This window comes from Marinomonas sp. 15G6-16, assembly GCF_055809555.1.
Genome location: NZ_CM147916.1, coordinates 1,130,784 through 1,145,159 on the forward strand (window position 1 = coordinate 1,130,784; position 14,376 = coordinate 1,145,159).

The 14,376-nt window shown below is 41.4% G+C and carries 13 protein-coding genes and 1 rRNA gene; 10 read left to right on the forward strand and 4 right to left on the reverse strand.

Translation table 11 applies throughout. The features are described 5' to 3' along the window. Window positions 1–143: 143 nt before the first annotated feature. Together ygfZ and AC0L46_RS05465 are read left to right on the forward strand one after the other, a co-directional pair. A complete protein-coding gene (gene ygfZ, locus AC0L46_RS05460; RefSeq protein ID WP_473506362.1) occupies window positions 144–887 on the forward strand; it encodes a CAF17-like 4Fe-4S cluster assembly/insertion protein YgfZ in 744 nt (247 codons plus the stop codon). Then, the gene (locus AC0L46_RS05465) at window positions 863–1,057 is read left to right on the forward strand and encodes a hypothetical protein (protein ID WP_473506364.1); all 195 of its coding nucleotides are present in this window, start codon (window positions 863–865) and stop codon (window positions 1,055–1,057) included. The genes ygfZ and AC0L46_RS05465 overlap by 25 nt, the downstream gene beginning before the upstream one ends. On the opposite strand, the gene ung is transcribed toward AC0L46_RS05465, so the two are convergent. Both ung and AC0L46_RS05475 read right to left on the reverse strand, forming a co-directional pair. After that, window positions 1,058–1,777: a uracil-DNA glycosylase gene (gene ung / locus AC0L46_RS05470; protein ID WP_473506366.1), complete on the reverse strand. Its 720-nt coding sequence runs from the start codon at window positions 1,775–1,777 to the stop codon at window positions 1,058–1,060. It abuts the gene before it with no gap. A 19-nt stretch (window positions 1,778–1,796) separates the two neighbouring features. Further along, window positions 1,797–2,675 carry a phosphotransferase gene (locus AC0L46_RS05475; protein ID WP_473506368.1) on the reverse strand — a complete coding sequence of 293 codons (879 nt, stop codon included), beginning with the start codon at window positions 2,673–2,675 and terminating at the stop codon, window positions 1,797–1,799. An 89-nt stretch (window positions 2,676–2,764) separates the two neighbouring features. On the opposite strand from AC0L46_RS05475, the gene hexR reads away from it, so the two are divergent. Beyond that, complete coding sequence (gene hexR / locus AC0L46_RS05480) at window positions 2,765–3,631, forward strand: transcriptional regulator HexR (RefSeq protein WP_414682639.1); 867 nt, start codon at window positions 2,765–2,767, stop codon at window positions 3,629–3,631. A 455-nt stretch (window positions 3,632–4,086) separates the two neighbouring features. Continuing rightward, complete coding sequence (putP, locus tag AC0L46_RS05485) at window positions 4,087–5,583, forward strand: sodium/proline symporter PutP (protein ID WP_473506370.1); 1,497 nt, start codon at window positions 4,087–4,089, stop codon at window positions 5,581–5,583. A gap of 149 nt (window positions 5,584–5,732) precedes the next feature. Here the strand turns inward: putP and edd are convergent, their stop codons facing one another. Further along, window positions 5,733–7,547, reverse strand: coding sequence for a phosphogluconate dehydratase (gene edd, locus AC0L46_RS05490; protein ID WP_414682637.1), 1,815 nt, complete (start codon window positions 7,545–7,547; stop codon window positions 5,733–5,735). A 391-nt stretch (window positions 7,548–7,938) separates the two neighbouring features. On the opposite strand from edd, the gene gap reads away from it, so the two are divergent. From gap to AC0L46_RS05520, 6 genes are all read left to right on the forward strand, one after another. Beyond that, complete coding sequence (gene gap, locus AC0L46_RS05495) at window positions 7,939–8,952, forward strand: type I glyceraldehyde-3-phosphate dehydrogenase (RefSeq protein WP_414682636.1); 1,014 nt, start codon at window positions 7,939–7,941, stop codon at window positions 8,950–8,952. Window positions 8,953–9,033: 81 nt separating this feature from the next. Next, window positions 9,034–10,482, forward strand: a complete 1,449-nt coding sequence (gene pyk, locus AC0L46_RS05500) for a pyruvate kinase (RefSeq protein WP_473506373.1) — start codon at window positions 9,034–9,036, stop codon at window positions 10,480–10,482. A gap of 25 nt (window positions 10,483–10,507) precedes the next feature. Then, complete coding sequence (locus AC0L46_RS05505; protein ID WP_414682717.1) at window positions 10,508–10,963, forward strand: methylglyoxal synthase; 456 nt, start codon at window positions 10,508–10,510, stop codon at window positions 10,961–10,963. Between the two features lie 164 nt (window positions 10,964–11,127). Next, window positions 11,128–11,619, forward strand: coding sequence for a 5-(carboxyamino)imidazole ribonucleotide mutase (gene purE, locus AC0L46_RS05510; protein WP_473506375.1), 492 nt, complete (start codon window positions 11,128–11,130; stop codon window positions 11,617–11,619). A gap of 3 nt (window positions 11,620–11,622) precedes the next feature. Then, window positions 11,623–12,687: a 5-(carboxyamino)imidazole ribonucleotide synthase gene (purK, locus tag AC0L46_RS05515; protein WP_473506377.1), complete on the forward strand. Its 1,065-nt coding sequence runs from the start codon at window positions 11,623–11,625 to the stop codon at window positions 12,685–12,687. A 44-nt stretch (window positions 12,688–12,731) separates the two neighbouring features. Next, window positions 12,732–13,367 carry an Lrp/AsnC family transcriptional regulator gene (locus tag AC0L46_RS05520; protein WP_414682632.1) on the forward strand — a complete coding sequence of 212 codons (636 nt, stop codon included), beginning with the start codon at window positions 12,732–12,734 and terminating at the stop codon, window positions 13,365–13,367. 767 nt (window positions 13,368–14,134) lie between these two features. Here the strand turns inward: AC0L46_RS05520 and rrf are convergent. Further along, a 5S ribosomal RNA gene (rrf, locus tag AC0L46_RS05525) occupies window positions 14,135–14,249 on the reverse strand. Window positions 14,250–14,376: the final 127 nt, after the last annotated feature.

Here is a 14,376-nt window from a genome sequence, read left to right on the forward strand (position 1 = left end):
GACAACTGGGCTGTGGATATTCGACCAATAAGCGTGCCATCATAATGAAATCATTCTTTCATACCTATTGAAAATACAGAAATAGCCATTACTGATACATTACCGAATTAATCTGCTGCAACTCTACTTTTGGAAATCATGATATGACTTCATTTAACGACACAATGACATCCCTATTACAAAATAAAGAGGTTATTGCTCAACAAAAGATTGGAGTGCTTAAGGCAGCGGGACCAGATGCAAAGAAATTCTTACAAGGTCAAATTACCTGCGACATCAATAAGCTTACTCAAACTGATGCACTCTATGGTGCAATATGCAGCATCAAAGGACGGATTATCACGAATTTCTATCTCGTCCAAAACAACGACGACGTGCTGATGCTAATGAGTGCGGACCTAGTAGAAAAGACATTACTACATTTAAAAAAGTACGCTGTTTTCTTTAAGGCTGAATTATCAGATGAAAGTGAACATTTTCACTTGTATTCAAGATTAACAATGGCTTCTGTTGAATCCGCACCAGAAACACTTACAGAGAAACTGCCCACTATTACAAGTGATAATGGAATCAATCTAACGGTTAGCCAGTATCCAATTACCGTTCAATGGCTACTTACCGACTCAAGCAACAAAATAGAAGAGCAAAACCAAGAACTCGCAGCGCTCGAAATACTGTCTGCTCGTCCAGTGATCAACCTAGAACAAAGTGAAACCATCTTGCCACAATGGTTAAACATGCAAAGAACCGGCGGTATTAGCTTCACAAAAGGTTGTTATACAGGACAAGAAATTGTCGCGAGAATGCAATATAGAGGGAAATCCAAAAAACAGCGCTCGCACTTTTTCAGTCGGAAACCCCAATGGAAACAAACCAAGACATTCTAGATAAAGAAGGCAAAAACGTTGGGCAAGTCATCAAAGCCGCGGCTTTATCCAATGGATATTTAGCACAAGCTATTATCAATACTGACCCAAGTGAAATCGATGGTTTCTTAATAGATAACCAAACCATCAATCACCTATCCTTGCCTTATTCCATCGACAGCGTCAACTGATCAAAAAGGCAATTCAACTTGTCCTGTTTCAGCCAATTCAATCGGATTTAAAGCCCATTGAATTGGTGTTTTTCCTTGCTCACTTAAATAATGATTCGCCTTAGAAAAGTGCTGGCACCCGAAGAAACCACGATAAGCCGATAAAGGCGAAGGATGAACCGTTTCTAAAACACAGTGTTTATCACGATCAATTTCTTTGCCTTTTTTCTGCGCGTAAGCGCCCCACAACATAAACACTACACCTTGGTGTTGTTCATTTATCAAAGCAATGATCTTATCCGTAAAGGCTTCCCAACCTTTATTTTGGTGAGAGCCCGCTTTGCCTGCTTCGACTGTCAAAACGCTGTTTAACAGCAAAACGCCCTGCTCTGCCCATTGCTCCAAATAACCATGAGTTGCAGGGGGAATACCTAAATCCGTTTCAAGCTCTTTGTACATATTCACCAAAGAAGGTGGCACCTTTACTCCCGGTTGTACGGAAAAAGACAAACCGTGAGCTTGGCCTTCGCCATGATAAGGATCTTGACCAAGTATCACGACTTTCACTTTGTGAAAAGGCGTTGCTTTTAACGCAGAAAAATATTGGCTCTCATCAGGATAAATTGTACAAGCGGCTTTCTCTGCTGATAAAAAAGCCAATAAGGATTGCATATAATCCTGATTTAACTCGTCTGCTAAATCTTCATGCCAGCTTTTTACTGTTACTGTGTTCTCATTCATTTAATCTGCTTCATTTTTCTTATAGGTTAAAAGTGTTTAGCTCTGGCGACGTCTTAAATTCAAAGTACTGCTTCAATGCCATTTTATCTTCTGAATCTATTAGGTGCTTTAAAAACAGCCAAGCCATTTCTCGTAAAGCGTAACACTGTTTATAGGTATGAATGGCTAATCTTGCTTCTTGCAAGGGCAAACTCGCCTGATACGTCGATAACAGAATTTCTATTTGCTCATCGTTTAAATTATGGGATTTCGCAACAACAGCAAGATCGAACAAAGGATCGCCAACGCCAGCGTATTCCCAGTCAATCAACCACAAGACATCATCGTCCATTAAAATATTTTTAGGGTTTAAATCATTATGACAAAGCGCAAAAGGCAGCAAAAAACGAGGCTGAGTTAATTCCTGAAAACAATCTAAAAGATATTCATATTCACGACTAAGTAACTCGTTATTTAACACAAAACCCTGAATTTGCTTCAGGTAATGATCTATCACATCAAACACATTGTATTCATGATCAACCACAGCAAGTTTATGGGTTTTAGCAAGCGCCTGAGCAATGCGTTTTACATCCTCATTTTTATGATTTACCGACCAATCCATTGTCGGTTGTGAGGCAAACTCACAAACAATCCCTCCTTCATCATTTGTCCAAACAACTCCCGGTGATAACTCCATAGAAGCCGCTTGTTTAAGTGCACTGATCTCAGCCATACGATTCACAAAAAAAGCATCGCAATCGATGCATGGAATGCGTAATACAAAGCGAGGAACCTGCTCCACACTCAGTAAATACACCTTATTTGAAAAGCCTTCAGTCAATAAAGTGGCTTCGACCTTAGAAAGGTTTGGCAATAGCTTGCCTATTTCCACAAAATATTCAGATAGTGCGTTCATTTATAATGATTTTATTGCCAGAATTGTATGTGGCTGTCAGAATGAACAACTGAGCCATTCGAGTCAATAGACAAAATTGAAGCAGATAGATGAATAAACACGAAGACATTATTCGTAAGATACAAGAACGCCTAAGCACCTTAAGCAAATCTGAGCGAAAAGTAGCTGAAGCGATTCTTGCCGACCCAAAAACCACCATACATTCTAGTATCGCAAAACTTGCAGCACGGGCTGAAGTTAGTGAACCTACAGTGAATCGATTTTGTCGTAGCTTGATTGGTAGCGGCTTCCCTGATTTCAAAGTATCCCTTGCTCAAAGCTTGGCAACGGGCACGCCTTATGTGAATTTAAACGTAGAACCAGATGACGCTCCTGGCGCAGTCACTACGAAAATTTTTGAAGCGGCAAAAAGCAACCTAACTCGAGCACAAGAAATTCTTCCTGAGTCTTTAATTAGTCGTGCTGTTGACGTACTAGCTCAAGCTCGTCGAATTGAGTTTTACGGCTTAGGCGCTTCTGGACCTGTTGCTCAAGATGCTCACCACAAGTTTTTCCGCTTAAATATGCCAGTTGTTGCTTACACAGACATTTTAGTACAACGCATGGCGGCAGCAGGCACTCACCCAGGTGATGCTGTTGTTATTATTTCTTATACAGGTCGCACTTTGCCATTGATTGAAACAGCACGCGTTGCACGAGAAACCGGCGCATCTGTTATCGGCATTACCAATCCAAACTCTCCTCTCACGGAACACTGCTCTATTGTGTTACCAATCGAGGAAACAGAAGACACGGATATTTATACACCAATGAGTTCTCGTATTGTCTATCTTACCTTGATAGACGCTCTTGCAACTGGTGTTCTATTGAAACGTGGTCCTGAATTTAATGCGCACTTGAAAAAGCTTAAACAAAGCGTTCAAGACACTCGCTTGCCAAAGATAGACAACAAATAAACCACTCAAATGATGGTTAAACGAAAAGGAAGAGTGCTTTGCATTCTTCCTTTTTTGCGTCATGGACAAATGTTTTTGGCAGCTTATCTTGTTCGATTTAAAGAACTTTTCGAGCATTACATACAACTCAAAGCAATTTGCCCGACTTTTTTACAACTTTGTCAGAGGATTTTGAAAGATTATCCTACCTCAGCCACCTAGAATCACGGTTCGTCTTGAAATGAGTCCAAAACAATTCACAGTTTTTACAAGGCTATGGTGATTTGGACATTAAAAATCAATGACTCTCAGAATAAAGATAACGCCATACCACTCTTTAGGGTGAGGTCCGAATGGCATCTTTTATCCACCGTGTTAAGTACGCACTAGTGACTTACACCATAAAGTGACCTGATGTGTCACGTCGTCATTCACAGACCGTTTCATCCACACATTTTCAATAAAGGAAAATAACAATGATAGAAAGCAGCTACGCGATCAGTTTTACATTCCTAGCTTATTTAGTCGTTATGCTAGGCATTGGACTGTACGCTTATAAACTCACCTCCAGCTCAGAAGATTACTTTCTAGGTGGAAGATCATTGGGCCCTTGGCCTACAGCACTTTCAGCAGGCGCATCAGACATGAGCGGTTGGCTTTTGCTTGGTTTACCTGGCTACGCCTATGCAGCAGGTTTGGAGTCTATTTGGATCGCTGGCGGCTTACTTGTTGGTACATGGCTAAACTGGTTGTTGTGTGCAAAACGCTTACGCACATACAGTATCAAAGCCAATAACGCTCTGACGTTACCCGACTTCCTATCCACTCGTTTCAATGATAAATCGAAACTGATTCAGACTATTTCTGCTTTATTCATTTTGCTTTTCTTCTTGTTCTACACAAGCTCTGGCTTAGTGGCAGGCGGTAAGTTATTTGAAACTGTATTTGGCTTAGATTACACATACGCTGTGGTTATCGGAACAGTTTGCGTGGTTTCCTACACATTATTTGGCGGCTTCTTAGCTGTTGCTTGGACAGATTTAGTTCAAGGCTTGATGATGAGCGCCGCTTTGGTGATTGTTCCTATCATTGCGCTTGATGGGAGCTGGTCACAACTTTCAGATACATTAATGACAAAGAACCCAGAGCTACTAAACATCTGGACTAATGTCAGCGGCGAACCTTTAAGCGCTATTGCTATTATCTCTCTTGTTGCATGGGGATTAGGTTACTTTGGGCAGCCACATATTTTGGCTCGATTTAAAGCATCTCGCTCTAACAAAGACGTGAAAACCGCTCGCTATATTGCTGTTTCTTGGACGTTGATTTCCATGATTGGCGCTTTGTTAATTGGTCTGGTTGGCATCTCTTATGTTGACACTAACCTAGCTGGCAACTTAGCAGACTCTGAAAAAATCTTTATGATTTTAGTGAATGCTATTTTCCACCCTGTTGTTGCAGGCATCTTATTAGCCGCTATCTTAGCTGCCATTATGAGTACGGCTGATTCACAACTATTAGTGTCCTCTTCAGCACTGGCAGAAGATTTCTACAAACAACTTTTCAATAAAGACGCAACACAGGAGCAAATCGTAAAAGTTGGCCGCCTCGCTGTTGTTATGATTTCTGTGGTTGCGCTGTTCCTTGCATTAAACCCTGAAAGCTCGGTTCTTGGTCTGGTTTCTTACGCTTGGGCTGGTTTTGGTGCGGCATTTGGCCCTGCTATTTTATTGAGTCTATTCTGGCGTAACATGAACAGAAATGGCGCACTTGCCGGTATTATCATTGGCGGTGTTACTGTTGTCGTATGGAAGCAACTATCTGGTGGTATTTTCGATTTATACGAAATCCTTCCAGGCTTTATCTTATCAAGCCTTGCAATAATCATTGTCAGCATTGCTACTGGCGCACCAGAAGAGTCAGTGACCAAAACGTTTGATGATTACGAAGAAGCACTTAAGACAATGGATTAATCCATTCTCTTAAGACAATTAATTTGCTCTTTAGATTCAAAAGCCCGAACCAAATAATTGGTTCGGGCTTTTTTATAGGCAAAAAAAGGGGCTTAAATAAGCCCCAAAACACCAGTTTACTAACAAGACGTTAGTAATCAGAGGAAACACTAATCATTAAATAAGCTACAAGCACCTTGCTCAGCACCACTCACTAAAATACGCTGCGCGCTAAACAACTCACGCCCCATACCTTGGTGCGAATCAGACAGGTCTTGTGTTGCTGCCACTCGATTGTTCAGTTCTTCATCAGAAATCAATACAGATAAAGTGCCTTCATTTGCATCTAAACGAACCAAATCACCGTCTTGGATCTTCGCGATCAAACCGCCAGCCAATGCTTCTGGCGTTAAGTGAATGGCCGCTGGTACTTTACCGGAAGCGCCTGACATTCGACCATCAGTCACTAAAGCAACCTTGTAACCTTGGTCTTGTAAATTCCCTAAGAAAGGCGTCAATTTATGTAGCTCTGGCATGCCTAGAGCTTTTGGCCCTTGGAAGCGTACAACAGCCACACAATCGCGTTTTAGCTGGCCACTGCCAATCGCTTCTGCCAATTCGTTTTGACTATGAAAAACAGCCGCTGGAGCTTCAATTACTCGGTTCTCTTCTTTTACAGCAGATACCTTAATAACTGAACGACCAAGATTACCTTTCAATAAAGACAAGCCACCTTCGGCACTAAATGGGTTTTCAATCGGACGAATAACTTCTTCGTCCAAGCTACTTTCTGGCCCTTCGCGCCACACCAATTCTTCGCCATCCAAAAATGGTTCCTTGGTGTAATGTGACAAACCCTTACCTACGATGGTATTCACATCTTCATGCAACAAACCACCTTTCAATAGTTGTTTCACAAGGTAAGCCATACCGCCAGCTGCGTGGAAATGGTTAATGTCAGCCAAGCCATTAGGGTAAATACGTGTCATTAATGGCACAACTTTCGATAACGCTGAAAAATCATCCCAAGTAACAATAATGCCTGCCGCGCGCGCATAGGCAACAATGTGCATTGTATGGTTGGTTGAGCCGCCTGTTGCTAATAAGCCAACAATGGAGTTCACGATACTGCGCTCATCAATGACTTCGTACAAAGGACGGTAATCTCGACCTAATGCCGTAATCTTAGTTGAAAGCTGCGAAGCGTATTTTGTCAAAGCAGGACGCAAAGGATTATCTGGGTTCACAAAAGAAGAACCTGGTAGTTGTAGTCCCATCATTTCAACAAGCAACTGATTTGAGTTCGCTGTACCGTAAAAAGTACAAGTACCTGCACTGTGATAAGAAGAAGACTCGGCTTCTAGTAGCTCATCTCTTGTCGCCTGACCTTGAGCGTATCTTTGACGAACCGCCGCTTTCTCAGCATTGGTAATACCGGATGGCATTGGGCCAGCAGGAATAAATAAAGAAGGGAGATGACCAAAACGCAAAGCTGCAATTAATAAACCTGGAACAATTTTGTCACAAATACCTAGATACACAGCAGCATCAAACATATTGTGGGATAGAGCAATAGCCGCACCCTGAGCAATGTTGTCACGACTAAAAAGACTCAGCTCCATGCCGTCCTGCCCTTGAGTCACGCCATCACACATAGCTGGAACACCGCCCGCGAATTGTGCAATCGACCCCATTTCTTGAACGGCAGCTTTAATTTGACTTGGATAAGCTTCATAAGGCTGGTGAGCGGAAAGCATGTCATTATATGAAGAAACAATGCCTATATTAGCCGCTTCCATTAATGTTAATTTCTGCTTTTCCTGAGGCTGACACGCTGCGAAGCCATGAGCTAAATTACCACATGACAATTTTCCACGATGCGGGCCTTGTTCTTCAGCCTTTTTCATGTCCGTAAGATATTGTTTACGCAGTGTTTTACTTCGCTCAATGATGTCGTTAGTTACCTTCGCAACAATCGGATTCATGCCTCTCTCCGTTTTTGAATTCATTTATTTTTGTGATCATCTGTTCTGACTAGTTTCGTAATATTACTACATTTTTAGCAATAGTTACCTATAAATTTATCAAAAACCCAGATTCAAACGAAAAATATGTAATTTTTTTACATAAATAGATCTAATAGTCGTTATTTCGGCTAAAATATCTCAGCAATTGCAATGCTTTTGTAATACAATTAAAGGTAATATGGTTAACAAGCCATGGTATGATTAAAATATAGTCAAGCTGAGAAGGATTTGTTACTAATCCTTGCGTAAAAATTTACTTCTGTAGTATTTTTACATCAAAGAACAAGACCAAACACTGAACGCTCAAGTTTGAATATTCAGTAATTTTCGCACTATTTTAGAGGTAAGTATGACAATTAAGGTAGCTATCAACGGTTATGGCCGTATCGGACGCAACACTCTTCGAGCTTTATATGAGTCTGGTAAACGTGATCAAATTGAGATTGTTGCGATCAACGATCTTGGCGATTCAAAAACCAATGCTCACCTGACAAAATACGACACAGTTCATGGCCGTTTCAGCGAAGAAGTTACTTTTGACGACGAAGCTTTGTATGTAAACAAAGATAAAATCCGCACATTTTCTGAGCGTAACCCTGCAGACCTTCCTTGGGCTGAGTTGGGTGTTGATGTTGTATACGAATGTACTGGTTTCTTTACAACGAAAGAAAAAGCAAGTGCTCACATCAGCGCTGGCGCTAAAAAAGTTATCATTTCAGCACCAGGTAAAGAAGTTGACGCTACTGTTGTGTACGGTGTTAACCAAAACGTACTAACATCTGATATGACTGTTATTTCTAACGCTTCTTGTACTACAAACTGTCTAGCACCTGTTGCTAAGCCACTAAGCGACAAGTTAGGTATTGAAAGCGGTTTGATGACAACTATCCACGCTTACACAAACGATCAGCGTCTATCTGACGTATATCACGAAGACCTTTACCGTGCTCGTGCTGCTGCAATGAACATGATTCCAAGTAAAACAGGTGCTGCTGCCGCTGTAGGTCTTGTTGTTCCTGAGCTAGTTGGTAAATTCGATGGTATGGCTGTACGCGTTCCAACAATCAACGTATCTCTTGTTGATTTAACTTTCTTGGCGCCACGCGAAACGTCTGTAGAAGAAGTAAACGGCATCATTGAAGATGCAATCAAAGCGGATCCAGTTCTTGCTCAAGTATTGCAAGTTAATCATGATCCTCTTGTTTCTTCTGACTTTAACCACAGCACATTCACATCTAACTTTGATGCAACACAAACGCGTGTTCAAGGTAAGCTAGTGAAGATTATGGCTTGGTATGACAACGAGTGGGGCTTCTCAAACCGCATGCTCGACAACACTATTGCATTGATGAATGCAAAATAGTTGATATAGCACAAAGGCTGCTTTAGCAGCCTTTGTCGTTTCATGTACTTCTCTTCAAGTTTATAACCTTTGGTAAATAAAATGACTCGCAGAACAAAAATTGTTGCAACTTTAGGTCCAGCTTCTAGTTCACCAGAAATGATCGAAAAATTGATCTTAGCTGGTGCAAACGTTTTCCGTCTTAACTTCTCTCATGGTCAACCGGAAGACCATATCAACCGAGCTGAAGTTGTTCGAGCTATGGCGAAAAAGAACAACCGCCACATCGCTATTCTTGGAGACCTACAAGGACCAAAAATACGTATTGCTCGCTTCAAAAATACTAAAGTTGAACTCAAGGATGGCGCACAATTTATTCTAGACGTTGGCTTTGATAAAAATGCTGGCGATGAAAACCGAGTTGGTATCGACTACCCTCAACTTGCAGAAGACTCTGAACCAGGTAACGTCTTGCTTCTTGATGATGGCCGAGTGGTACTTGAAGTTATTGAAGTAAAAGGCACTGAGGTTATTACTAAAGTACTTGTTGGTGGACCATTGTCTAACAACAAAGGCATTAACCGCCAAGGTGGTGGTTTATCTGCTGCCGCTCTGACTGAAAAAGATAAAGAAGACATCATCACTGCTGCAGCATTAAAAGCAGACTACTTAGCTGTTTCCTTCCCTCGAAGCGCTGCAGATCTACACGAAGCACGCTCATTGGCAGAAGCTGCAGGCTTAAAAGCTGGCATCGTTTCTAAAGTAGAACGAGCTGAAGCCGTTGCAGATAACGAAACTCTAGATGACATTATTCTTGCTTCTGACGCTGTCATGGTGGCTCGTGGTGATTTGGGTGTTGAAATTGGTGATGCCGAACTGATTGGCGTTCAAAAACACATGATCAAACGCTGCCGTCAATTGAACCGTCCAGTAATCACTGCAACGCAAATGATGGAAACCATGATCACAAGCGCAATGCCTACGCGTGCTGAAGTATTTGACGTAGCTAATGCTGTTCTTGATGGTACTGACGCCGTTATGTTGTCTGCAGAAACGGCAGCTGGTGCATACCCAGTTGAAGTAATTCAAACAATGAATCGCGTTTGTTTAGGTGCTGAGAAGCAACCTGCAATCAGCCGTTCTAGCCATCGTCTAGATGTTACTTTTACAGATGTTGATGAAACCATTGCAATGTCAGCTATGTATGCAGCTAACCATTTAGAAGGTGTAAAAGCCATCATCAGCTTAACTGAATCAGGTACAACTCCACTTCTAATGTCTCGCATTAGTTCTGGCTTGCCTATTTATGCACTTTCTCCAAACCAAGAAACACTAAATAAAGTAAATCTTTATCGTGGTGTAACGCCTGTGTCTTTCTCTTCTCAAGAGTTTAACGTAGATACTATCGTTGCAGGTTTGGTTGACCATGTTAAATCGCTGAACTTGATTAAAGACGGCGACCTAGTTATCGTGACAAAAGGCGATCACCTAGTTAGCTACGGTACAACTAATATGATGAAAATCGTGAAAGTTGGTGATGTAAAAGAATAATCAAGTGAAGGGTTAAACAGTGCAACTGCAACAAAAAACCATCACAACACCAGAGCGTAAAAACGTCGCTCTGGTGGCTCATGACAATATGAAGCCAGCACTCATTGATTGGGCTGAGAAACACAAAGACAAGCTAATCAAACATAATCTATTAGCGACAGGCACTACTGGGAATTTAATGCAAAAGCAATTAAATGTTCCGGTTCAATCTCTTATTAGCGGCCCTCTTGGTGGGGATCAGCAATTAGGAGGCTTGATAGCTGAAGGAAAAATTGATGTGCTGATTTTCTTTTGGGACCCTTTCGAGCCAATGCCTCATGATCCAGATATTAAGGCCTTGCTTCGAGTTGCTGCGGTTTGGAATATTCCAATTGCATGTAGCGTAGCTTCAGCTAACTTTCTTGTATCGTCACCTTTATTCGAAAGTGAGTTTGAACGACAAGTTCCCGATTACGATAAATATCTTCAAGAGCGACTTTAAGTCGCTCTTCTTTTTTATACCCTCCTCAATACTCGCGGTTTGACTCAAAATCGGCTATATTAGCGGCCATTATTATTTGATGAAATTTTCATCTAAAGACAAATAAATTCAACGTACCTCCCCTCTCAAACACCACGTTGGATACCATCGACAGGAGAAATATTTTGCAAGCTGAAGTTGCCCTTATAATGGGATCAAAAAGTGATTGGGCCACAATGGAAGGCGCCGCTGAAATCATGGACCTTCTTGGTGTTAGTTATCATGTCGAAGTAGTTTCTGCTCACCGAACTCCCGCTAAACTTACCGAGTTTTCAGAAAATGCTATCAAAAATGGCTTCAAAGTCATCATTGGTGGTGCGGGTGGCGCTGCTCACCTACCTGGCATGGTTGCCGCACACACGAGCCTTCCAGTCTTAGGTGTACCAGTTCAAAGCAAAGCATTAAACGGTATGGACAGTCTATTATCTATAGCCCAAATGCCTAAGGGTGTTGCTGTAGGAACATTAGCAATTGGAAGCGCTGGAGCCTTCAACGCAGGCTTACTGGCCTGTCAAATTCTTGCTACATCAAACCCTGAGTTATCAGCAAGAATAGAGAAATTCAGAGCAGATCAAACCAATACAGTTTTAGCGAACCCGGACCCAAGAGAGGCTTAATATATGTCAGTTTTATGGGTATTAGGAGCAGGTCAATTAGGCGCTATGCTAAAACAAGCTGGCACTCCTCTTGGTGTCGATGTTCGTCCTGTAGATATTGAATCAACAGAAACACTGCCTTTGCAAGAAAGCGACATAGTAACAGCAGAAAGAGAAGAGTGGCCTGAAACTGTTGCCACTAAACAACTTGCAACACATAACAATTTTATTAACTTAACGACATTCCCTCAATTAGCAGACCGTTTAACACAAAAGCAATGGCTAGATCGCCTCGATCTTGCCACAGCGCCATGGTTTCCAGTAAAAAGTGATTCAACAGCTGAATACGCATATAAAACCCTTGGCGATAGAGTGTTGATGAAGCAACGTCGTGGCGGATATGACGGCAAAGGGCAATATTGGTTAAAACAATCTGAATCAATAGAAATACCGGAAGATTGGAAAGGTTGTGCTATCGCAGAGCAGGCAATCAACTTTGATGAAGAAGTGTCTATTGTTGGTGTAAGAGGCAAAAATGGAGAAAAGCATTTTTACCCTTTAACGCTTAACCTACATATTAATGGTATTTTGTACGCTTCCATTTCTCCTCTAGAGCGCCTAAAACCACTTCAAGCTAAAGCAGAAGAAATGCTTAGTAAGCTGATGGATACATTAGATTATGTAGGCGTAATGGCGATGGAGTGTTTCCGTGTTGGAGATGAATTACTCATCAATGAGCTTGCACCTAGAGTTCATAACAGTGGACATTGGACTCAAGCAGGAGCAAGTGTTAATCAGTTTGAAAACCACGTTAGAGCAGTTACAGGCTTGCCTCTGGCTCAAGCAGAAGTTAAAAGCCAAAGTATGATGGTTAACTTAATCGGTGTAGACCTCAACTATGACTGGTTAAAAATAAAAAGCTTAGAACTTTACTGGTATAAAAAAGAAGTAAGGCCTGGTCGCAAAGTCGGCCATTTGAACTTCTGTTCCAATGAACTCGCTATTTTACGTAGCGCTCTGACAGAGTTAAATCTACCTTCCCCTTACCCTGAAGCAATCTCTTGGCTTGAAGATAATCTGCCTAAATAAATATCAGCCGCTGATGCAATCATCAGCGGCTTTTTTTATGTTTAATGAAAGGAATTATCCAAAATATTGGAGGCTACAAGCGAAAAAGACATAAAAAAGGAAAAAATAATGATTTTAAACTTGTTAAGTTTATAAAAGACCTTATCCTAAATGTATTAGCTGAAAACAGCATAACAACAATAATACAGTTAAATAAGGCACCATCAATGAATCATATTGAACTCGACAGTTATGATTGGCGATTACTTCAAGCCCTTCAACAAAATGCCCGATTATCTAATGTCGCATTATCAGAGCAAGTTAACCTATCCCCATCTCAATGTTCGCGACGACTCCAAAGGTTAGAGCAGCACAACATAATCGAATCCTACTTCACTCAATTAAATGCCAATGAGCTAGGCTACAAAGTTACCGCTTTTATCTATGTCACCTTAGATAAAAACATAAAAAACAGTGACTCAGAATTTAAAAGTACTATTGCTAACATGCCACAAATACTTGAATGCTACTCTATAAGTGGGGACAGTGATTACTGGCTGAAAGTCATTAGTGAAGACTTGCCTTCTTTATCTGTATTCTTAAACGGGTCCATATCCATACTATCAAGTGTCAAAGGTATCACTTCAACTGTAGTACTGGATAAAATAAAACAAGTACCATCCATTCCTCTCCCTAATTAAATACCTCAGATCCATAAGGTTATCGCCATAATTGCGCTTATTTACCCAAGCCTAGAAAGTATTTAATGCATAGTAATATATTGGGGATAATCACTTACACAGGAAGAAAGGCAGCGAATTCTATCTGTTATGCTAGGTGATTATTAATGAAAGCTTGCACTAACGCATCGAACCAACTTAACTAACTAAAATATAGCGTTGTAGAATTTTATTTGCACTAATACATCGAGTCACAGGACAAGTCAGTTAGTAGAGCATCTTAGTGGTTATTTACGCAGACGCGTTGAGGTACGAAACAGGCGCAAGTAAATGACGACTAAGACACTCTTGTTTCTCATCTGATCTGTTCCTATCTCTGTTCCCTATCAGACCTTCCATTTCCTACAGACGAAAAAAAGCCCCGACAGCTTAGCTATCAGGGCTCTCTTAACTATAAGCTTGACGATGCTTATCCCCTTTGCGGGACGACCTACTCTCACATAGGATCTCCCACACTACCATCGGCGATGGCGAGCGCCAGCGGCGGATAAAGAGTCACTTCTGAGTTCGGGGTGGGATCGGGTGACTCAACACCTTTCTGCTTTCTGGTCTGTTCTTATATCTGCACCCTATTAGGACTTCCATTTCCTACAAACGAAAAAAAGCCCCGACAGCTTAGCTATCAGGGCTTTCTTAATTATAAGCTTGTCGACTTACTGCTCTCACATGCATATCTGCAATAAAAAACCCCACACAGCGTTGGCTATGTGGGGCTCTTAGTATTATAAGCTTGACGACGACCTACTCTCACATGGGATCTCCCACACTACCATCGGCGATGGCGCTTTTCACTTCTGAGTTCGGGATGGGATCAGGTGGTTCAACGCCTCTATGATCGTCAAGCAATTCGGCTGCGTTTTCACGCGAATACGTTGCTTGGATCTTTAACAATTCATTTTGAAATAACGTGTATCAAGGTTAAACCAGCGACCTCCATGGATGGAGGAAATGCTGAAAATTGTCAGGAACA